Source organism: Mycobacterium sp. NGS49 (genome assembly GCF_059812565.1).
On sequence record NZ_JCALCX010000023.1, the window covers coordinates 24,231 to 45,356 of the forward strand.

20 protein-coding genes are annotated in these 21,126 nt (G+C 68.4%); 10 read left to right on the forward strand and 10 right to left on the reverse strand.

From position 1 onward, the window contains the following. Positions 1-136 precede the first annotated feature (136 nt). Positions 137-4,723, reverse strand: coding sequence for a PE family protein (locus AC5Y7D_RS22030; protein WP_499927689.1), 4,587 nt, complete (start codon positions 4,721-4,723; stop codon positions 137-139). 134 nt (positions 4,724-4,857) lie between these two features. Between AC5Y7D_RS22030 and AC5Y7D_RS22035 the strand changes: the two genes are divergently transcribed. Next, a complete protein-coding gene (locus AC5Y7D_RS22035; RefSeq protein ID WP_499927690.1) occupies positions 4,858-5,235 on the forward strand; it encodes a hypothetical protein in 378 nt (125 codons plus the stop codon). Between the two features lie 134 nt (positions 5,236-5,369). Here AC5Y7D_RS22035 and AC5Y7D_RS22040 read toward each other — a convergent pair whose 3' ends face one another. Further along, positions 5,370-5,675: an MTH1187 family thiamine-binding protein gene (locus tag AC5Y7D_RS22040; RefSeq protein WP_499927692.1), complete on the reverse strand. Its 306-nt coding sequence runs from the start codon at positions 5,673-5,675 to the stop codon at positions 5,370-5,372. Positions 5,676-5,716: 41 nt separating this feature from the next. Between AC5Y7D_RS22040 and dtd the strand changes: the two genes are divergently transcribed. Next, positions 5,717-6,148, forward strand: coding sequence for a D-aminoacyl-tRNA deacylase (gene dtd, locus AC5Y7D_RS22045; RefSeq protein ID WP_499927797.1), 432 nt, complete (start codon positions 5,717-5,719; stop codon positions 6,146-6,148). A 17-nt stretch (positions 6,149-6,165) separates the two neighbouring features. Further along, positions 6,166-7,098, forward strand: coding sequence for a class I SAM-dependent methyltransferase (locus AC5Y7D_RS22050; protein WP_499927694.1), 933 nt, complete (start codon positions 6,166-6,168; stop codon positions 7,096-7,098). On the opposite strand, the gene AC5Y7D_RS22055 is transcribed toward AC5Y7D_RS22050, so the two are convergent. Genes AC5Y7D_RS22055 through AC5Y7D_RS22065 form a run of 3 tightly spaced genes read right to left on the reverse strand, consistent with a single transcriptional unit; the run spans position 7,082 to position 11,004 of the window. Beyond that, positions 7,082-8,020, reverse strand: coding sequence for a carbon-nitrogen hydrolase family protein (locus tag AC5Y7D_RS22055; protein WP_499927696.1), 939 nt, complete (start codon positions 8,018-8,020; stop codon positions 7,082-7,084). The two genes, AC5Y7D_RS22050 and AC5Y7D_RS22055, sit on opposite strands and share 17 nt — an antisense overlap. Positions 8,021-8,043: 23 nt before the next feature. Then, positions 8,044-9,069 carry an alcohol dehydrogenase catalytic domain-containing protein gene (locus tag AC5Y7D_RS22060; RefSeq protein ID WP_499927698.1) on the reverse strand — a complete coding sequence of 342 codons (1,026 nt, stop codon included), beginning with the start codon at positions 9,067-9,069 and terminating at the stop codon, positions 8,044-8,046. Beyond that, on the reverse strand, positions 9,070-11,004 hold the full coding sequence (locus AC5Y7D_RS22065; RefSeq protein ID WP_499927699.1) for a flavin-containing monooxygenase: 1,935 nt from the start codon (positions 11,002-11,004) through the stop codon (positions 9,070-9,072). It lies immediately after the preceding gene. A gap of 130 nt (positions 11,005-11,134) precedes the next feature. Between AC5Y7D_RS22065 and AC5Y7D_RS22070 the strand changes: the two genes are divergently transcribed. From AC5Y7D_RS22070 to AC5Y7D_RS22080, 3 genes are all read left to right on the forward strand, one after another. Beyond that, positions 11,135-11,593, forward strand: coding sequence for a hypothetical protein (locus tag AC5Y7D_RS22070; RefSeq protein WP_499927701.1), 459 nt, complete (start codon positions 11,135-11,137; stop codon positions 11,591-11,593). Between the two features lie 34 nt (positions 11,594-11,627). Beyond that, positions 11,628-12,089 (forward strand): hypothetical protein, encoded by a 462-nt coding sequence (locus AC5Y7D_RS22075; RefSeq protein ID WP_499927703.1) that lies wholly within the window; start codon positions 11,628-11,630, stop codon positions 12,087-12,089. Between the two features lie 110 nt (positions 12,090-12,199). Next, positions 12,200-13,330 (forward strand): nitronate monooxygenase, encoded by a 1,131-nt coding sequence (locus tag AC5Y7D_RS22080; protein ID WP_499927705.1) that lies wholly within the window; start codon positions 12,200-12,202, stop codon positions 13,328-13,330. Between the two features lie 27 nt (positions 13,331-13,357). On the opposite strand, the gene AC5Y7D_RS22085 is transcribed toward AC5Y7D_RS22080, so the two are convergent. From AC5Y7D_RS22085 to AC5Y7D_RS22095, 3 genes are all read right to left on the reverse strand, one after another. After that, a complete protein-coding gene (locus AC5Y7D_RS22085) occupies positions 13,358-13,579 on the reverse strand; it encodes an Rv1893 family protein (protein WP_499927707.1) in 222 nt (73 codons plus the stop codon). Positions 13,580-13,644: 65 nt separating this feature from the next. Then, positions 13,645-13,920, reverse strand: a complete 276-nt coding sequence (locus AC5Y7D_RS22090) for a hypothetical protein (RefSeq protein ID WP_499927709.1) — start codon at positions 13,918-13,920, stop codon at positions 13,645-13,647. Between the two features lie 4 nt (positions 13,921-13,924). Further along, on the reverse strand, positions 13,925-14,338 hold the full coding sequence (locus AC5Y7D_RS22095) for a hypothetical protein (protein ID WP_499927799.1): 414 nt from the start codon (positions 14,336-14,338) through the stop codon (positions 13,925-13,927). Positions 14,339-14,750: 412 nt separating this feature from the next. Here AC5Y7D_RS22095 and AC5Y7D_RS22100 point away from each other — a divergent pair, with 412 nt between their 5' ends. Genes AC5Y7D_RS22100 through AC5Y7D_RS22110 form a run of 3 tightly spaced genes read left to right on the forward strand, consistent with a single transcriptional unit; the run spans position 14,751 to position 17,677 of the window. Next, complete coding sequence (locus tag AC5Y7D_RS22100; protein ID WP_499927711.1) at positions 14,751-16,046, forward strand: cytochrome P450; 1,296 nt, start codon at positions 14,751-14,753, stop codon at positions 16,044-16,046. 56 nt (positions 16,047-16,102) lie between these two features. Further along, positions 16,103-17,116, forward strand: a complete 1,014-nt coding sequence (locus AC5Y7D_RS22105; RefSeq protein ID WP_499927713.1) for an alcohol dehydrogenase catalytic domain-containing protein — start codon at positions 16,103-16,105, stop codon at positions 17,114-17,116. Positions 17,117-17,119: 3 nt separating this feature from the next. Next, positions 17,120-17,677, forward strand: a complete 558-nt coding sequence (locus AC5Y7D_RS22110) for a YceI family protein (protein WP_499927715.1) — start codon at positions 17,120-17,122, stop codon at positions 17,675-17,677. A gap of 3 nt (positions 17,678-17,680) precedes the next feature. Here the strand turns inward: AC5Y7D_RS22110 and AC5Y7D_RS22115 are convergent, their stop codons facing one another. Next, on the reverse strand, positions 17,681-18,814 hold the full coding sequence (locus tag AC5Y7D_RS22115) for a DUF7159 family protein (protein ID WP_499927717.1): 1,134 nt from the start codon (positions 18,812-18,814) through the stop codon (positions 17,681-17,683). 586 nt (positions 18,815-19,400) lie between these two features. Between AC5Y7D_RS22115 and ag85B the strand changes: the two genes are divergently transcribed. Next, positions 19,401-20,378 (forward strand): diacylglycerol acyltransferase/mycolyltransferase Ag85B, encoded by a 978-nt coding sequence (gene ag85B / locus AC5Y7D_RS22120; protein ID WP_499927719.1) that lies wholly within the window; start codon positions 19,401-19,403, stop codon positions 20,376-20,378. A gap of 76 nt (positions 20,379-20,454) precedes the next feature. Here the strand turns inward: ag85B and AC5Y7D_RS22125 are convergent, their stop codons facing one another. Then, complete coding sequence (locus tag AC5Y7D_RS22125) at positions 20,455-21,027, reverse strand: lipoprotein LppJ family protein (RefSeq protein WP_499927800.1); 573 nt, start codon at positions 21,025-21,027, stop codon at positions 20,455-20,457. Positions 21,028-21,126 lie beyond the last annotated feature (99 nt).

Below are 21,126 nucleotides of genomic sequence, written 5' to 3' on the forward strand. Positions count from 1 at the left end.
GTTTCAGCCAGGCTGGTCGGGCTACCCTGGCTGACCTCCGCGTCCTGGACCCGTCCGGTCAGAACCTCGGTGCCGGTGACCAACGATGCCTGCGCGTGCGCTCACCGTGACGGCTTACGCAAGTGCGGTCAGGCCGTCAGACAACCGTTCCATCCAGGCCCGACGGACCCGGAAATGCGCCGGGACCGCCGGCGCCGCCGGCGCCGCCGCTGCCGGGTAAGGCGTTGACAACGTTGGCCGAGGATGCATCTCCGCCGTCTCCGCCGGCACCACCGTTGATCCCGTCGGCCGAGCTATCGCCGGCGTCGCCGCCGTTGCCACCGATAGCGGGCCCGGTGCCCTCGGTGAACCCGGTACCGCCATCGCCGCCGGTGCCGCCGGAGCTCCCATTGCCACCGGCTCCACCGGCCCCGGCCGTGACGGTAGCCGTCGAAGCGACGTTGGCTATCGCCGCTGTTCCCCCGATGCCGCCGGCACCACCTGTCCCGGTGCTTCCGGTGCCACCGGCGCCGCCGGTACCGCCCGTGGAGTTGCCGGTGCCTGCGGTCGCGCCGCCACCGCCGCTGCCGCCGTCGCCTCCGCTGACGCCGTTTCCACCGTTGCCGCCGGTGCCCCCGGTAATGGCACCGTTGGACAGGGAGTTGGCGATTGCGCCCAGGCCGCCGTTGCCGCCGTTGCCGCCGGCGCCGGCGGTTCCCTCGCCGCCCTGGCCGCCTGCGCCGGTGATCACGTTTCCCGTTCCGTCGTGGGTGGCGACACCGCCGTCGCCACCGCGCCCGCCGGCGCCGCCCTTGCCGCCGTCGCCGCCGTTGCCCGCGGTGACGGTGCCGTTGGACGTGGCATTCGTGCTCTGCGCGCTACCGCCGTCCCCACCCCACCCACCGGTGCCGGTGCTACCGGCGGTACCGCCCAGTGCTCCGGCGCCGCCTATCGCATTGCCGGTGCCGCTGTTGACGGCAATACCACCGGTGCCGCCGACCCCGCCGCTGGCCGGACCGCTGCCTCCTACGCCGCCTTCGCCGCCCGTTGCGGTGCCAGCGCCGCCGTGCGTACCCGTCCCGCCGCCGCCGCCCCCGCCACCAGCGCCGCTGCTGGCCGCACCGCCTGCGCCGCCCCGGCCGCCAGTGGCCGTGGTGGTGGCGAGGCTGCTGTTGGACAACGCGTGGCCACCCGATCCGCCGCTGCCCACGAAGGTGCCGGCGTTGTCCACGCCCGCACCGCCGGCCCCTCCGGTGCCACCGATGGCGCTGACGTTAGAAGTCGTGCTGAGTATCGACGTGTTGCCTCCCTGGCCGCCGTGCCCGCCGCCGGCGGCCGTGCCTGTGCCGCCCGCTCCCCCGGCGCCTGCGGTGGCGTTGCCGGTCCCGTTGGTGGTCACCGAACCACCGATTCCGCCGTTGCCGCCGTTGGCGCCGGTGCCACCGGCTCCACCATTGCCGGCTGTGGCGGCGCCGGCGGAGGCCAAATTGCTGATGGTGGCGGTGCCGCCGTTGCCGCCGTCGCCGCCGGCGGCCGTACCTGCCTGACCGCCCGCCGCGCCGTTGCCTGCGACAACGCTGCCGGTCCCGGTGGTGGACGCGTTGCCGCCGCTCCCGCCGACCCCGCCGAAGGCGCCGCCGTCTCCGCCGATCCCGCCCTTGCCGCCCGTAGCGGTAGCCGTGGAGGCAGCGTTGACGATCGTGGCCAGGCCACCATTGCCGCCCTGGCCGCCGTTGTTGGCGGTGCCGGCGCCGCCAGCGCCGCCGGTGCCGCCGGCGGCGGTGCCGACTCCGCTGTTCGAAGCCTGACCGCCACCCCCGCCCTGCCCCCCGAAGGTGCCACCGACCCCACCGGCTCCGCCGTCTCCGCCGGCGGCGTTGCCGCCGGCCGCCGTGGTTACGAACGCGGAGCCACCTGCGCCGGCGTTGCCGCCGAGGGTGGCTCCGGCCCCGCCGTCGCCACCGGTCCCGCCCCTGGCCGGCCCCGTACCGGTATTGCTGGCCAAACCGCCATTGCCGCCGCTGCCGCCGGATCCGGTGCTGCCGGTGCCGCCGTTTGCACCGGCACCCCCGCTGGCGCTGCCGACTCCGGCCGCGCTGGAAACGGTCGCTTGGCCGCCACCGCCGCCGGCCCCGCCCCCGGCGCCGTTGCCGCCGGTCCCGCCGTCGCCGCCGATGGCCGATCCGGTCGCAGCGACGGCGAGGGCTCCGTCACCGCCTTTGCCGCCGGCACCGGTGGTGCCGTTGCCGCCGGCCCCGCCGGCGCCGCCGGTAGCGGATCCGGTTCCATCGTTGGAAACGACCGCTCCATTGCCCCCGTTGCCGCCCACGGTGCCGTCGCCACCCGCACCGCCGTTGCCGCCGGTCACGTTGCCCGTGGCGGTGCTCCCGAAGAGATGCATGCTGCCGGCATTGCCGCCGTTGCCGCCGTTGCCTGTTGTCCCGCCGCTGCCGCCTTTTCCTCCGTCGCCACCGATCAGGATCCCACTGGCGTTCGCAGAGTCTCCCCCACCGCCCGTACCGCCATCGCCACCGCCACCGGGGCCGTCGCCGCCGTTTCCGCCCGCACCTGCAATGGCTTTGCCGGAACCTCCGATAATCAGTCGGGCACTACCGCCGCCGCCGCCCGAACCGCCTACGCTGCCGTTACCACCGGCACCGCCACCGCCACCGATGGCCGTTCCCGTAGCAGAGGCGTTCGTGATGTCCCCGTCGCCACCCGTTCCGCCGATTCCGCCTTTGCCGGAGGTGCCACCGCTGCCACCGTCGCCACCGGCGCCACCGGTGACGTCGACGGTGGCTGACGTGCTGCTGGCGCTACCGCCGCCGCCGCCCGCACCGCCGCCGGCGGCGCCGCTGCCTCCGGCTCCACCATCACCGGCAACGGCCTTGCCCGTGGCGACGGCGTTGTTGATCACGGCGTTCCCGCCGGTGCCACCGTTGCCGCCGGTCCCGGTATTGCCGCCGCTGGTGCCGTCGGTTCCGGCGCCCCCGGTCGCGTTTCCGGTGCCGTTGTTCGTTGCGGTGCCGCCGTTTCCGCCGTTGCCACCGCCGGTAGGTCCAGTACCGCCCACCCCGCCGGCACCGCCGATCGCGTCTCCGGTTCCTGAGTTGGTGGCGGTGCCACCGGCGCCACCGTTACCCCCGCGACCGCTACCCGAGGTGCCGCCCTTGCCGCCGTCGCCGCCGATTGCGTTGCCCGGGCCGAGGCTCTGGCCGCCGCCACCCGTGCCGCCGTTGCCACCGGCGCCGGTGCCGGCGGCGTCACCGCCGTCACCGCCATTGCCGCCGATCCCGGCGATCAATCCGCTGCTGCCGCCCGCTCCGCCGTTGCCTCCGGCACCGGAACCCGGCGCCGAATTACCACCGGCACCGCCGATTCCGCCGTTGCCGTAGCTGCCACCGTTCCCGCCCGCGCCGCCGTTGCCCCCGGAGGTGCCCGGAGCAGCAGCGGTGGCGTCATAGCCGTGGCCGCCGGCACCGCCATTGCCGCCGTTACCCGCGATGATGGTGCCCGCGACCCCGTTCGCTCCGGCGCGGGCACCAGCGCCACCAGCCGCACCACCGCTACCACCCAGTCCGAAATTGCCGGGATCGCCACCGTTGCCGCCCTTACCGGCAAGGGTGGTGGCGTTCCCGATGCCACCGGTACCGCCATCGCCGGGTGCCCCGGCGTTTCCGCCGACACCGCCGGCCCCGCCGTCGCCGGCAACCCCCTGCGTGCCGAAAAGGGCCGAACCGCGTCCGCCGGCACCGCCCATTCCACCGTTGCCGCCATCGCCCCCGGTGCCACTGTTGCCGCCGGCGCCGCCGTTTGCACCGTCGGTGTTGGCGTCCCAACCGGCGCCGCCCACGCCGCCGACTCCACCCGCACCGCCAACCCCGCCCTGCCCACCTGCACCACCCGAGCCGTACAGGACGCCGCCATTGCCCCCGGTCCCGCCTGCCCCGGCATTCCCGCCGCCACCGCCCGGTCCCCCGGGGCCGCCCGCCACAAAGGCGGTGCCCGCGGCGCCCGCAGCACCGACGGCGCCGGCCCCGCCGGCGCCACCAGTGCCGCCGGCCCCGCCGTTGCCGAACAGCAGTGCACTGCCGCCGCTGCCGCCGGCACCGCCGTTGGTGCCGATCGCCCCGATCCCGCCGGCCCCGCCGGCACCGCCATTGCCCCAGAGCCATCCGCCCGTGCCGCCGGTGCCACCCACCCCGCCACCCACTCCGCCGGCACCGCCCACTCCGCCGGCGCCGATCAGTCCTGCCGCGCCGCCGGCACCGCCGGGCCCACCGGGCGCGCCCGATCCGCCGGCACCGCCGTTGCCCCACAGGATCCCACCCGCTCCGCCGCTCTGGCCGGTCCCGGCTGCGCCGTTGGTGCCGTTTCCGATAAGCGGACGCCCTAGCAGCAGGTTGGTCGGAGCATTGATCACCCCCAGCACGCCCTCTTCGATGAGTCCCAACGGCGTGGTGCTGGCGGCCTCGGCGGTCGCGTAGGACGATGCCGCGTTGCTCAACGCCCGCACGAACTGCGACTGAAATGCAGCCGCCTGGGCGCTCAGTGACTGATAAGCCACACCGTGGCCGGAGAACAACTCGGCAACCGCGGCCGAGACCTCGTCCCCGGCCGCGGCCAGCAGTCCGGTGGTATGCGCTGCGGCGGCGAAATTGGCCGCAGTCAATGACGAGCCGATACCCGCCGCTTGTGCTGCTGCTGCTGTCAACAATTCCGGTGCTGCGATCACGAATGACATCGTGTGGCTCCCGACTGGCGACCCGATGGGCAAAAATGTGCCCACAACTATTACCAGCCGCTACGGCAAAATTGACCGTATCGATCAATTGAATTTCAGGTGATTTGCGAACCGGTCAAAGCGCATCCGCACATGTGTCCCGACCGAAGCCCCGGTTGGGAACGGGGCTTGGCCGCTACCCGCTATTCGCCGTCAACCCGACCAGGTTGACCCGGCTGTCCCGGCTGTCCCGGCTGTCCCGGCTGTCCCGGCTGTCCCGGCTGCCCTGGTTGACCGGGCCTCCCGTCGCCGCCCGCTTGGCCGCCCTCGCCGGGGGCACCGCCAAGGCCGGGCTCGCCGCCGTCGCCGCCGTGGCCACCGTCGCCGCCTCGGCCGCCGTCGCCGCCTCGGCCGCCATCGCCGCCGCGGCCACCGGCACCGCCCCGGCCGCCGGCGCCACCGGCGCCGCCCCGTCCTCCCGCACCGCCCTGCCCCGCAGTCATGCGTTCCCAGCCGGCTTCGTGACGAAGTAAGCCATAGTGTGTGCCTCCTGTAAGCCGGGCGAGTTCCCCGGTCCGCGTCAAGCTACCCCATTCGAGCGACAATCAACTGACTGCCGGCTATACCGTCCATGGCCTCCCGCGCCGGGCAGGCCTTGCCGACAGCCTCAGCCGTCAGACAGGTGCCGCTCCACGGAACGCACCTTCTGCGTTATCGCGTCCGTCACCCCGGCGCGCCAGTCCGCCTTGATCACGGTGCTGACCCGGGGTGCCCGCGCGGCCACCGCCTCCACCGCCCGCTGCACCACGGCCATCACTTCGGCCCAACTGTCGCCTTCGATGACGGTGAACATCGCATCCGTCTGGTGGGGTAACCCCGACTCGCGAACCACCCGGACTGCCTCCGCGACGATCTCGCCGACACTCTCCCCCACACCCAGCGGCGTGACCGAGAACGCGACGAGCACAGACACCCGCCGAGCGTACCGGCCGTGGCATGGCAGCATCGAAGTCCATGCGGGTTTTGGTGCAGCGGGTCGTCTCGGCCGCGGTGGTGGTGGACGACCAGGTGGTCGGCGCCATCAAGCCGTCGGGACAGGGCCTGCTCGCCTTCGTCGGCGTCACTCACGGCGACGGTCCCGAGCAGGTGCGGCGCCTGGCTGAAAAGCTCTGGACGCTAAGGATTCTCGACGACGAGAAGTCGGCCTGCGACGTCGACGCACCGATCCTGGTGGTCAGCCAGTTCACCCTGTACGCCAACACCGCCAAGGGCCGCCGGCCGTCCTGGAACGCCGCAGCGCCGGGGGCGGTGGCCGAGCCCCTGGTGGCCGCCTTCGCCGAAGCGCTGCGCGACCTGGGTGCGCACGTCGAGACGGGGACCTTCGGCGCGCACATGCAGGTGGAGTTGACCAATGACGGCCCGGTGACCTTGTTGCTCGAACTCTGACGGGTACGTTCGGGTGTATGACTCCGCTTGAATCAGGGCCTGAATCAGGGCCGGAATTCGGATCTTTGCGTTCCGACGACGACCAGTGGGACATCGTCAGTGGCGTCGGCTACACCGCACTGCTCGTCGCGGGCTGGCGTGCGGTGCACGCCCTGAGCGCGCGGCCGCTGGTCCGCGACGAATTCGCGCAGCATTTCATCACCGCGGCCGGCGACCCGTACCTCACCGGATTGCTCACCAATCCCGGGACCTCAGCAGACGAAACCACCTTCCCGCGTCTGTATGGCGTGCAAACCCGATTCTTCGACGACTTCTTCACCAACGCCGGCGAAATCGGTATCGACCAAGCCGTGATCGTCGCCGCCGGGCTGGATTCGAGGGCATATCGCCTTGACTGGCCCTCGGGCACAACGGTTTTCGAGGTAGACCTACCGAAGGTGCTGGAGTTCAAGTCGCGCGTGCTCGGCGAGATGGGCGCCGAGCCCAAGGCGCGCCGGGTCGAGGTCGCAGCCGATTTGCGCGCCGACTGGACCGCTCAGCTCGCCGCGGCCGGCTTCGACCCGCAGGTCCCGAGCGCCTGGTCGGTGGAGGGTCTGTTGCCCTACCTGACCGGCGATGCCCAAGAAGACCTGTTCGCCCAGATCCACGAGAACAGCGCGTCGGGAAGCCGGCTCGCCCTGGGCGCCCTGGGATCTCGTCTGGACCACGAGCAACTCGCCGAACTGGAACAAGCGCACCCCGGCGTCAACATGTCCGGCGATGTCGACTTCTCCGCCTTGACCTACGGCAACCCCGCTGATCCGGCGCAGTGGCTCAGGGATCACGGATGGTCTGTCGAGCCCGTCCGCAACACGCTGAACCTGCAGGCCGGCTACGGATTGACCCCGCCCGCCGTCGACGTGAAAATCGACGGTTTCATGCGCTCGCAATACGTCACGGCGACCCGTTGACCGGTCCGAACGCGGCGCGCGCGACGTGGCGTCGGTAGTAGCGCCGGCCGTGCATGCGTTGGTAGTGCCATACCGCTGACGGCAGCGCTCCCCGGTGATGCAACCAAAACCTTTCCGGCACCGTTGAACTGGGCTCACGACGCCCAACCGCGACGTCCGCGACGACGACCCCCCGGCCCTCGGCGCGCGCGGCCAGGACGCTGCCGTCGGCCGCCACGATCATGGTGCCGCCTTCGAACCGACCCGCATATCCCAAGGGCAGCCATGGCATCCGGCACCGCACAGCGCCCGCGTGTGCCGCGTGCAGGACCGGGGCACCCACGTAGCCGGCGAAGGACGCGGCCGCCCGCCGGGCTGTGGACGCATTGCGCTCTTCCATCCGGCGAAAGGCCGCCCGCGGCCACCAGTCCGGGATCGACCACCACCCCGAACCGGTCATCGCCAGATCGATCCGGCCACGCAGCCGACGTGCCGTCTGGGTGCGCATCAGCTCCCAGCACACCGCCGCGCCCACCGTCAGGTTGCCGACCTCGATGACGCCGTCGTCATGGCCGCCGACGTAGAAGGCGTTCTCCCACATGGTCGGCAGGTCTTTGTCATGCCGGCCCACCACGCCGTCCGACGTCACGACCAGATAAGCGTTGCGGACATCGCCGTCGTCGTCCCGCACCAGCAGCGAGCCTCCGATCATCACCTCGTGGCGCCGCGCCAGAGCCACCAGCAGTTCGGTGGCCTTGCCATCCACCGGCAGCGCCGCATCGGCCAGCTCGGGCCAGAATCCGATACCGGTGGTGAAGAATTCCGGCAGGGCGACGGTCTGCGCACCGGCAGCAACCGCCTCCTCGACCAACTGCTCAACGCTGGCCAGGTTGGCGTCGACGTCGGCCGGCACCGCTTCGAGTTGGATTGCGGCACAGCGCATAGAGGCCATGCTGCCACACCCGGCTAGGGCTTCAAAAGAATCTTGACGTCAGACCCGGATCGCGCCGCCGCCGTCGCGTAGCCTTCGGCCGCCTCGTCCAGTGGCAGTGTCGTCGTGAATATCCCGTCGACATCCAGGCGGCCGGACTGCAACAGGGGGATCAACTCCGGCCAGGTGCGCTGCACCGGTGCGGTGGTCCAGCGCACGGTGATGCTGCGAATCAGGCACGCCAATGCCGGGAAGGGAAACGGCTGCAGGTCATGGACGCCGACCACCGAAACAGTGCCGCCCGGCCGGACCGCGTACAGCGCGTCGGTCAGGGACGCGTCCGTCGCGACGGCATCGATCACCGCGTCGGCGCCACGCCCTCCGGTAGCGGCCAGGATCGACTCCACGGTCGATGAGGCGATCGGGGTGGCACCCCAACCGGTGGCGCGCTGCAGCCGCCCCGCGACGCGATCGACCGCGAAAACGGTTGCGGCACCTTGGGCGAACGCGCTGCGCAACGCGCATAGGCCGACCGCGCCCAGACCGATCACCGCGACCGTGCCGCCCAGCGGAATGTCGGCCCGCTGTGCCGCCGCCCATCCGGTCGCCAGGTTGTCGGTGAGCAGCAACGCCTGCTCGGTGGTGATGCCCTCGGGAATCTTGCGCACCTGGAAGTCGGCGGCGTGTACCGCGAGCAGATCGGTCTGAGCGCCGGGAAGCGCGCCGCCGCCGAAGATCTGCAGACCCGAGTGGCACATCACGGGGTCATTGGTCGCGCACCCGGGACACGCACCGCAGCCGGCCACCGAGGACACCAACACGTCGTCTCCCACCTTGACCGAGCGAACGTCAGGGCCGGCCTCAACCACCGTGCCGATGGCTTCGTGACCAAGCGACACCGGTTCGGGCAGTGGATAGTCGCCTTCGTAGAAGTGCAGGTCTGATCCGCAGATGCCGGCGGCGCTCACGGCGACGATCACACCGTCCGGTCCGGTGAGCGCGGGGTCGGGCCGGGTCTCGACCCGGATGCTGGCGGGCCCGTCGATGACTACGGTACGCATTCACTTCTCCTGTCGCAGAACGAAATCGGACCAGACCGGTTCCCGCACCGCCGCCCAGTATTCGTGCAGGCGCCACGGGCTGACGGTGTGGATCTCCCCGTCGGCGTTCTTGAAATAGGAATGCTTGACGGCGGGGTGCGACCACACCATCTTCTTGATCTCGGCCTGGGTCCGGCGATGCCACCGCTCGGCCGCGTCGGCGGTGGGCTCCAGTGCCACGATGTGATGCTCGGCCATGTGCTGCAGGCACCGGTTGATGTAGCGCATCTGCAGTTCCGACTGGAAGATCAGGCTGCCGCCGTGTGCGAGGTGCGTACCCGGCCCGTAGACCAGGAAGAGATTGGGAAATCCCGGCACCGTGATGCCCAGGTGCGCGTAGGGCCGGCTGCCCCACCACTCGCGTAAGTCAATTCCATTGCGGCCGATGATCTTCAGCGGCCACAGGACGTCGGTGTGCCGGAAGCCGGTGGCGTAGACGATCACGTCGACGTCGTGTGTGACACCGTCTTCGGTGACGATGCCGCTCGGCGTGATCCGTTCGATCGGTGCGCGGACCAAGTCGACGTCGTCGCGCTGCAGGGTCCGCAGCCAGCTGCCGTTGTCCTGCAAGGTGCGCTTGCCGGTGGCCGGGTAGTCGGGCATCACCTTGGCCAGCAATTCCGGGGAGCCCTCGTCGATCTGGCTGGTGATCCACTGGCTGAACATCATGCGTGCCGCGGCGTTGATGTCGCTGACCGCATAGTCCTGACCGGCATAGTTCGGGTCGCTGCGGGCCGCGTCCAGTCCTTTGTCGGCACCCGGCCACAACAGCAGGAACCGGTACCACCGCCCGTAATACGGCAGGTGTCGCATCGCCCAGCGCGCGCCCTCGCCGACCTCGTCGTGATACATCGGGTTCGGGAACATCCACTGCGCGGTGCGCTGGAAAACCGTGAGGTGCTCGACCTGACCGGCGATCGCCGGAGCGATCTGGAACCCGCTGGCACCGGCGCCGACAAGGGCGACGCGCTTGCCGGTGAGGTCCACCGAGTGATCCCAGGCCGCAGAGTGAAACGACGGCCCGGCGAAGGTGGCGGCTCCCGCGAAATCGGGAACGTAGGGTCGATTCAGCTGACCGACCGCCGTGATGACCGCCCGCGCCCGGATCGTGTTGACCACGCTGTCGGGACCGCGTAACGACACGTTCCACACGGCTTTCACGTCATCCCATTCGGCACCGAGAACTTCGGTGCCGAACCGAACATGAACGTCCAGATCGTGCCTGGCCATCACCGCGGTGAAGTAGCTCTGCAACTCGGGCTGCTCGGCGAAGAAGTGCGTCCAGTCGTTGTTGGGTTCAAAGCTGTAGCAATAGAAGTGATTCGCCACGTCGACCCGCGCGCCGGGGTAGCTGTTCTCCCACCAGGTCCCGCCGGGCCCGTCGTTCTTCTCGAGGATCGTGAACGGAATGTTGGCCTGCTGCAAACGGATTCCGGCCAGGATTCCGGATTCACCGCATCCGATCACCACCACCGGGAAGCCGGCCATGCTTTCGGGTGGCAACGCCACGGGACGGCGCGGGTCAACTCCCTCGAGGTCCATCTCCTCGCGCGCCAGCGGCAGATAGTCATCGGGAACGTGCTCGCAGGCCGCCCAGTCGAGCATCTCGCGGATCAGGTCGTCACTCAGCGGCGCCGGTTCCGGACAGCCGCGATCGCGGTAGTCGGTGAGCACCGGCAGCGCCTCGGCCCGCGCCCTGGCTTTGTCCTCCTCGGACATGAATCCCTGCACCTCGTTGAGGAAAAGGCCCATCTGCTTGAAGTCGCGGATGAAGCGCGGGTCGCCGGTGATGTGCACCAGCGACAGCAGCAGCGTCGGGATGCTGACATCCTGCAGTGCCGCGGCGACGTCCGGCGTGGACGTGGTGAAGGGTTCCCCGGCGTACCGGCTGCGCATCTGGTGCGGTCCTTTCGGTGGGTCGCAATTACGCTACGCTTCGTTTCGTAATTGGCAGCCTTACGGTACCCGCGGTGCCATACCCGGTTCAAGGGTGTCCGCCTGCCCCGGTGCGTGCGACGATCTCTCCGTGGAGCGTGACGGCCCGGAAGAACGCATCGCCGACGCCGTGGCTGCGGCGTTGCGGGCGTCGTCGGGGGCAACGTTCGATCCCCACCGCGCACGTTGCGCCCAGCGTGCGCGCCGCAGGGAACGCATCGGTGAGACCGCCGCCAAGGTCGCACTGCTCTTCGGGATCTGCGTGGGGGGCGCCGCGGCGGTGACCTCGGTCGTCCCGGCCACCGCTGGGTGGACAAGCCCAATCGTCTGCCGCGGCGGGGCCGACCTGGCGTACACCGCCTCGCGCGTTACCGATAAGTCCGGCCGGTCGAGCACCAGCGTGGCCTTTCAGTGCCTGGACGAGGCAGGTGGGTATGACGCAAACATTCTCGCGATCGGCGTGCTGCAGTCCCTGTTGGTCGCGTTCGTGCTGGGCACCGCCCTGTTCGCCTGGCGCATGATCGAGCGACGGCGGGCCGGCGACGGTTAGCTCCCCGGCCGCGACAACGGAAGGCGGGCACTAGATGGCACCGCTCCTGACCGCCTGCAGTGGGTTTCTGCTCGCCGTGCTGTGGATGGACCTGATCTTCGATGTGCAGGTGTTCGGGCACCGCAACGGCGCCGACCTGCCCGAAACCGTGCTGGCCTCCATTTCGGGCTACTATCGCCGCGCCACCACCACCTCTCGGCCGATGAGCCGGCTGATTGGACTGGTGATGGTGATGTTGTTGAGCGCGTTGGCATTTGAAGCGGTGCACGGCAACGGCCCAGGCTGGCTGCTGCTCACGTCGGCCGGGACGGCGGGTGTTCCGGTAGGGCTGGCACTGGCGCACACCGTACCCACCGCGGTTCGTCTGGGCGGTCGTGTTGACCCGCCGGCCGTGCAGAGCCGCCTGGCGCGCGCCGTGTGCCGCGATCACCTCGTCTGCTTTGCCTGCATGCTCGCATTCCTGGTGCTGTGGGTGGCGTACGGCCTGGTGATCTGAAGGGGCCTAGTCGCAACACACAAGACCTGGCTGGCCTTGTCGACAAGACTGGTATTAAACTAGAACACGTTTCAATTTTTGCGTCGGTCCCGCGCCCCACAGGAGTAGGCATGCATACCGCCTTATGCGATCAACTCGGTATCGAATTCCCGATCTTCGCTTTCACCCACTGCCGCGATGTCGTCGTCGCGGTGAGCAAGGCCGGCGGCTTCGGCGTACTGGGCGCTGTCGGCTTCACCCCTGAGCAGCTCGAGATCGAACTGAACTGGATCGACGAGAACATCGGCGACCACCCCTATGGCGTCGACATCGTCATCCCGAATAAGTACGAGGGTATGGACTCCCACCTGTCGGCCGAGGAACTGGCCGACACACTGCGCAAGATGGTGCCGCAGGAGCACCTGGACTTCGGCAAGAAGATCCTCGCCGACCACGGCGTCCCCGTCGAAGACAGCGATGGTGACAGCCTGCAGCTGCTGGGCTGGACCGAGGCAACCGCCACCCCGCAGGTCGAGGTCGCACTCAAGCACCCGAAGGTGACGATGATCGCCAACGCGCTGGGCACTCCCCCCGCGGAGATGATCGATCACATTCACGCCGAAGGGCGCAAGGTGGCGGCGCTGTGCGGTTCGCCGTCGCAGGCCCGCAAGCACGCCGACGCGGGCGTCGACATCATCATCGCGCAGGGCGGTGAGGCCGGCGGTCACTGCGGCGAGGTCGGCTCGATTGTGTTGTGGCCTCAGGTGGTCAAAGAGGTGGCGCCGGTGCCCGTCCTGGCCGCCGGCGGCATCGGCAGCGGTCAGCAGATCGCCGCGGCCCTGGCGCTGGGCGCGCAGGGTGCGTGGACCGGTTCGCAGTGGCTGATGGTCGAGGAATCCTCCAACACCCCGGTTCAGCAGCAGGCCTACATCAAGGCAGGCAGCCGGGACACCGTGCGCAGCCGGTCGTTCACCGGGAAGCCGGCCCGCATGCTGCGCAACGACTGGACCGAGGCGTGGGAGCACCCGGACAACCCCAAGCCGCTGGGAATGCCGCTGCAGTACATGGTTTCCGGGATGGCCGTGCGGGCCACCAACCGGTATCCCAACGAGTCCGTCGATGTGGCTTTCAACCCGGTCGGACAGGTCGTCGGTCAGTTCCAGAAAGTGGAAAAGACCTCAGCGGTGATCGAGCGCTGGGTGCAGGAGTACCTCGAGGCCACTACCCGGCTCGACGAACTCAACACCGCCGCCGCCATCTGAGGCTGAGCATCCGCGAAAGCCGGGCGCTCAGTCCAGTTCGTCGTCATCCTTGCCGGTGAAGACCTCTTTGACCCGGTCGACGGCGTGGGTACCGATCTCGATGGAGTTCTGCACAATTCCGCTGGCGCCCCCGGCGATGTCGCCGCGGATGATGTCGCTGGCGTGCTCGACGATGTCCGACGCTTTCTCCACGGCGTTGGTGGCGATGTCGCGGACGGCGTCGACGGCATCTTTGGGATCGAAGGCCATGGTAAATCTCCTATTCGGGGCTGCTGTTGGACGTGACAGCTGGGTATGACTGTAGGTGGTGGCCGTCAGTAGTCGACGAGGGTGCGCCAATAGTCCTCGGGGATCTCGCCGCCGGACCGTAACACCCGGGCCAGCCCGGCGGCCATCGCTATTCCCAGTAGGCCCAGCCATAACCCCGCCAGTCCGATGATCCACCAGAGCACCGCGGTCACCGTCGGCCACGGTGACGCCACAGCCAGTATCGGGGCAAAGAAGAATCCGGTGCCGATGTACCACGCGGACCCGGCACGGTCGGACGCCAAGACGAATCGCAACCATCGCGGAATCGGGGCGTCCGCCATCGGGTCAGTCGCTCAGATCAGGCGGGAAGAACCCGGCTCCGGTGAACCACCCCTCCTGCCAGCCCTGTGCGCCCAGGCACAGCATCGGCAGACCGGCCGGCGACTGGGCCGCAACCTTCGGACCAGGGCAGGGCGCACCGATCTGCTGGACACCGCGGAGCGGGTAGGAGATGACCCAGTATCCGGTGGTGGCGGCCGGGAACTGATTGGGCGGCGGGAAGTGGCAGGCCTCGGCCTGGCCGCTGGGGCCGCGTCCGAAGATGAAGCGTTCGTAGTTGTCACATGGCGCGCCCAGCGAGGCGTCGTAGTTCATCCCCGGTACGTCGCCCTCCCAACGTCCGTTATCGGCACTGGCGACCGGCGCCACTCCGATCACCGAACCCGTGATCGCGGCGGCGGCGAGTAGTTCGCGAATCATGTCTTTCGCTCGTCCTTTCCTGGCACCGGTGCCTTGTTCAAAGAGCATAACGTTTGCTGCAGCCGCCACAAGGCCGTATCGGCGAGCGACGTCCGCCGCCGGCGTGGACGGTCGCTTCTGTTTGCCCGGTCACGCGACTGAGCAACGTAGGGTTTGCAATACCACAACGGCACTATTTGCTGTGCGGCTTCGCTGGTGGTTGACGCAGACGGGCCGCCGCTGGACGGGTGTAGGCATCGAGCCGCAAATCACGGAATACGGGATCGACGCGCCAATGGGCCTCGGCATCAAGCGCCCGGTGAACACGTTTCAGTTCTGCTTCGTGTCTTCTGCTTCCATGCTTCCCAACCGCGGTGTAGCAATGAATTAATAGCACCAGACGACCAGTGAAGACGGTTACGAGGAGTAGGCATTGTCAACGACGCCAGCCGAACCGCAAGCCAGGCCGAACCTGCCGCCCGGGTTCGATTTCACCGACCCCGACATACACGCCGAGCGTCTGCCGGTGCAGGAACTGGCCGAACTACGGCGCACCGCACCCATCTGGTGGAACGAGCAGCCCTACGGAGTGGGCGGGTTCGACGACGGCGGCTTCTGGGTAGTGACCAAACACCGCGACGTCAAGGAAATCTCCCGGCGCAGCGACGTCTTCTCCAGCCTGGCCAAGACCGCCCTGCCCCGCTACAAGGACGGCACCGTCGGTGAGCAGATCGAACGGGGCAAGTTCGTTCTGCTCAACCAGGACGCCCCACAGCACACCCACCTGCGCAAGATCATCTCCCGGGGTTTCACTCCCCGGGCCGTCGAGCGCTTGCGCGACGACCTCGCCGAACGTGCGCGCCGCATCGTGGAAGTAGCGGCTTCGCAGGGTTCCGGAGACTTCGTCGAGCAGGTGTCTTGCGAGTTGCCGCTACAGGCCATCGCCGGGCTGCTGGGGGTGCCGCAAGAGGACCGGATGAAACTCTTTCACTGGTCCAACCAGATGGTGGGTGACCAGGATCCCGAGTTCGCCACCAACGACGCCATCACCGCCTCGGTGGAACTGATCATGTACGCCATGCAGATGGCTGCCGACCGGGCTCAGCACCCCGGCGAAGACATCGTGACGAAACTGGTTCAGGCCGACGTCGACGGCCACAAACTCACCGACGACGAGTTCGGCTTCTTTGTCATCCTGCTGGCGGTGGCCGGCAACGAGACCACCCGCAACTCGATCACGCAGGGCATGATGGCGTTCACCGATTTCCCGGACCAATGGGAGTTGTACAAGCGGGAGCGACCGGTCACCACGGCCGACGAGATCGTCCGCTGGGCCACGCCGGTCACCTCGTTCCAGCGCACCGCCTTGCAGGACTACGAGCTGTCCGGGGTGCAGATCAAGAAGGGTCAGCGGGTGGTAATGGTCTACCGCTCAGCCAATTTCGACGAGGACGTGTTCGAAGACCCGTTCACATTCAACATCAAGCGCGACCCCAACCCGCACGTCGGATTCGGTGGCACCGGCGCGCACTACTGCATCGGTGCCAACCTCGCTCGCATGACGATCGATCTGATGTTCAACGCGATCGCCGACGCCATGCCGAACCTGGAATCGGTCGGCCAGCCCGAGCGGTTGCGTTCTGGCTGGCTCAACGGGATAAAGCACTGGCAGGTCGATTACCACACCGTCGGAACAGCACCCGGTCGGCAATGCCCCGTGACACACTGACACCGACAATGGACACGCCCAAAGCACGGGGACAGACACAACGAATGGGGATACGCATGCCGTCGCACAAGGCCGTCCACGTGCAGTCAGTGGGCGCACCTTTGGAACTCAACGAAGTCGAGACGACACCACCCGGTCGCGACGAGGTACGCATAGCGGTCACCGCCTGCGGCATCTGTGGCACCGACGCGCACTTCGTCAACGGCGGCTTTCCCGACATGTCCTGGCCATTGACCCCTGGCCACGAAATCGCCGGAACCATAGCCGAACTCGGCGACGGTGTGGAGGAGTTCGCGGTCGGTGACCGGGTCGCGGTCGGCTGGTTCGGCGGCAACTGCAACCACTGCGATCCCTGCCGCAAGGGCAATGTCATTCACTGCGCCAATATGAAGGTTCCGAGCTGGCAGTATCCCGGTGGATATGCCGAATCGGTGACGGTCCCGGTTACGGCGCTGGCGCGAGTTCCGGCCGGGCTCAGCGATGTTGAAGCCGCCCCCATGGGCTGTGCCGGAGTCACGACGTACAACGCGCTGCGCCACACCAGGGCACTGCCCGGTGACCGGGTGGCGATTCTGGGTGTCGGCGGTCTGGGTCATCTCGGCGTGCAGTTCGCCCGGGCAATGGGTTTCGAGACCATCGCGATTGCGCGCGGCACCGGAAAGGCGCGGGACGCCAAGACACTGGGTGCCCATCACTACATCGACTCGACGAGCGGCAACGTCGCCGAAGCGCTGCGTGAACTGGGTGGCGCAACGGTTGTGCTTGCCACGGCGGGCAACTCGGGGGCCATGGGTGACACGGTCGGCGGGTTGCTCCCCCAGGGTGAACTGGTCATCATCGGGGTGACCCCGGAGCCGCTGCCCATCAGTCCGGTACAGCTGATCATGGGCGGGATCAGCGTGATCGGTCATCCGTCGGGAACGGCCAAAGACATCGAGGAGACCATGCATTTCGCCGTCGTCTCCGGTGTTCGGGCATGGACTGAAGAGCTGCCGCTGGCGGCGGCCGCCGACGGCTACGCAGCGCTGGAGCAAGGTCGGGCGCACTACCGGACCGTCCTCACCGTCTGACCCGTGGGTACCGACAAGAATGCCTCGTGGACGTTTGGTCCTGCCGACGGTGAGCTGACCCTGAACACCGGGGTCGCCGGTCGCGCGGCGCGGATGGGCCACCGTCTGACCATCGCGTTGACCCGGTGGCAGGCAGGCGTGAATTGGGTTGGTGGTCAACCTGATACGGCAACGCTCGTGGTCGAGGTGGATTCGTTGGAGGTGGTGCGCGGGGAAGGCGGCGTCAAGGGCCTGTCCGGTCCGGAAAAGGCGCTGGTTCGCTCCAATGCGCTGAAATCGTTGTCCGCCAATAAATTTCCCGAGGTCCGTTTCAACGCGAGTACCATCGCCAAGACCGACGCCGGCTACCGGTTGAACGGGGTCCTGGAGATCCGGGGCAAGCAGCGCGAACACGCCGTCGAGCTGCGCACCGAGGAGCACGCCGACTCGTGGCGCCTGTCGCTGCAGTCCACGGTTCGCCAGTCCGATTTCGGCGTGAAGCCGTACTCACTGCTGATGGGATCGCTGCAGGTGGCCGACGAGGTGACGGTGTCCTTCACCGCCACCCGGCGCAAGGCCTGACTGCTATTCCGGCGGCCGTCCGGGCTCGGCGAAGGTCCCCGGAATGTGTTCGAGCACCCTACTGAGCCGCAGTGGGCCGTTGGCCGGATCCGGTTCGGGCACCGCGCCGGTGGGTTGAGTGTCCGGCGCGGATTCCTCACCCTGCTCACCGGCGGTGAGACGCACCGGTTCCTGCTGTACCGGAGCCTGGGCCGTCGACACGGGGATCACCTGCACGGGGGGTGGAACCGGTGAGGAAGCCACCTCGGCCATGGGCGTCGTCGACTTGTGCGGGGTGGGTGCGGACTCCTTGCCCGGCGCCAGTTGCAGGCCTATGGCCAGCGAGACCGATGCCACAAAGGTGACCGTGGCCGCTGCCAGGGCGGTCGCCGCGCCGGCGTACTGCCGTGACCGCGCTGGTGTCACCGCAACGGGCGCCAAGGTGTCCGGCAGCAGTTCGTCGTCGGTGAATTCGGTGCTTTGGGCGGCGGCCAGGGCGGCGCCGCGGGCGACGGTCACCTGCGCCATGGTCTGCGCGAAGACCGGTACCGGCAGAACTTTTTCCAGCTGCCAGGAGAAGTCGCTCACATCGGCCTGGGAACCGACCACCACTACACCACCCGGGCGCCAGGTGCTGCGGTCGAACATCCCGGTGAGCCAGGATGTCAGCCCGTCGTAGCCGCCGCGTACGTGCTTGACGGCGGTCTGCGTCTCACCGTCGTGGGTGTCCACCATGACGACGGTGGCCCACTCACGCTCCAGGATGCATACGGCGGTCTGCTCGTAACCGATCACCGGCGCGATCGCCAGCGCCAGTGTCTCGACGGCGTCGAGCTGGCGGACGGGGACCACGTTGTCGAACCCCGCATCGGTGAGCGCTTCCAGCAGCAGCGCCGCCTGGGCCGAGGCCTCGTCGCTCCACGTCATGCCGACGACACGCAACCGGTGATTGTCCGCGACGGCGGTCTCGCGGGCCCGCAACACTTCGGCCATGACCTGCTGGGCGGTACTCACGGCACGCAACCCGGGACCGCCCTGCATGCCGTCGCGCAACTGCGCTTCGCGGTGGTCAAGGATGGCACCGTCGGCACCGTGCCCTTCAGCGAGGACCCACCCGACGGCTGCCGGTGTCACAGATAGCCCAAGTACCGTATCCAAATTTGTCGCACCTCAATCATTCCCGGAGCCAACCGCACTCAGCCGCGAACCACGGGCACCAAGGGGCAAGGTGCTGTGAGGCGGGAGTGCCGAAACGGCCCGGGATAGCGTGTGTATCCGTCGGCTTGCTCCGAGCGAGCCTACGCGCTCGGCGCGAGTTCGTCTTGGCCGGTGTTCAAGTTCCGGGGAAACGCGCAGGTGACTCTCAATCATTCGGTGTGCGCTTTCTGCGGGCCCCAAACCGGCCCCGCCCGGCCGGTGAATCCGCCATAGGTTGCCACGCGGGTCCGATCGAAGCGCCGCCCGGAGCGTTCCGGCTCCTTGCGCGCCGGCGACCGCGCGATCTCAAGGCCCGATGTCAAGTGCGTAACGCCTGCATAACGCCGCGGCGTGTGTCGCGTCCGGGCGTGTCGGTGGCGGGCTATAACGAATGCGGCCATCCGACGAGGTTGCGGTAACACAGTTGCTGTATCCACCGGCGGTAACCGATACAGAACTGGAATGTGATTGCGTCCGAATCGACATTCGGCCCAGTCACGCGGTAAGTTCTGCCGGGAAACAAAGACATAAGGACAGGGGCACAGGTATGACAGACGTGAGCGGGAAGATTCGGGCCTGGAGTCGCCGACTCCTGGTCGGTGCGGCCGCGGCCGCGACCCTGCCGGGCCTTATCGGACTCGCCGGTGGCGCGCCGACCGCGGGAGCGTTCTCCCGGCCAGGTCTGCCAGTCGAGTACCTGCAGGTGCCGTCGGCAGCGATGGGTCGCAGCATCAAGGTGCAATTCCAGAGTGGCGGCGACAATTCTCCCGCGGTGTACCTGCTCGACGGACTGCGTGCGCAGGACGACTACAACGGATGGGACATCAACACCCCGGCGTTCGAGTGGTACTACCAGTCCGGTCTGTCGATCGTCATGCCGGTCGGTGGGCAGTCCAGCTTCTACAGCGACTGGTACAGCCCGGCCTGCGGTAAGGCCGGTTGCTCCACCTACAAGTGGGAGACCTTCCTGACCAGCGAGCTGCCCTCCTACCTGCAGAGCAATCGCAGCGTCAAGCCGACCGGGAGTGCCGCGGTGGGTCTGTCGATGGCCGGGTCGTCGGCCATGATCCTGGCCGCCTACCACCCCGCCCAGTTCATCTACTCCGGCTCGCTGTCGGCGCTGCTGGACCCGTCCCAGGGCATGGGCCCGTCGCTGATCGGTCTGGCCATGGGTGACGCGGGCGGTTACAAAGCGGCCGACATGTGGGGGCCGTCCAGCGACCCGGCGTGGCAGCGTAATGACCCGACGATCCAGATTCCGACGCTGGTCGCCAACAACACCCGCCTGTGGGTCTACTGCGGTAACGGAAAGCCCAGCGAACTGGGTGGCGCGAACCTGCCCGCCGAGTTCCTGGAGAACTTCGTGCGCAGCAGCAACATCAAGTTCCAGGACGCCTACACCGCGGCCGGTGGCCACAACGCCGTCTTCAACTTCCAGAACGACGGCACGCACAGCTGGGAGTACTGGGGTGCACAGCTGGTGGCCATGAAGGGTGACCTGCAGGGCGCCCTGGGCGCCCGCTGAGGCTGACCCGCTCTACACCGCTGCTACTGCGCTTGACGGCCACGGCCGTCAAGCGCAGTAGTGCTTTTCCCGGGGTTCAACCGCCGGGATTGATCTCGCCGGTGACATCCACCCACCCTGTCATGTCACGGCGGTGATCGCTGGTGTTGCGGCACTCGCCGTACACCCGTGCCACACCCAGGTTCGCGTTGTCGTCGTCGCGGTAGATGAGCGCGGTGACCGCGTTCCTGGACAACGACTTGCCGTACGGGTGGCCGCCGGGGGCCAGGCCTTCCACCCATCCGTCGGCGACCAGCGCCTTGGCGACGCCCGGCAGGTAGACGTCCGCACGGGTACCGGCGGGGATGGTGAAGCTGAGGTACACCGCCCCCTGGTACGGCGGGTTCTCCCGGTCCCGGCACGACATCAACAGATAGCCCGCCGACGTGGTATGCAGTTGCGCGGCCGCGACGACATCCTTGGCCGCCCCCACCGCCTGGACCCGGCTCTGTTGGTCGGAAAGCGCCGGGCCCGGACGGTCGAGGGCATCGGCGGGCGTGGCGTGCAACTGGTCTACGGCCAGGAATGCGCCGCCGAGTAGCAGCGAGGTTCCCAGGGTCACGGCAAGGAGGGACCGGGCCTGGGTCGAGCGCAACCAGTTCGCACGCATGCCACCATTGTTCGCCAGCCGCAGCGGCGCCCCGGACCCGGCCATCCAACAATCCCGTTTGACTTCCGTGCAGACTGCACGTAACTTACATACTGAGAG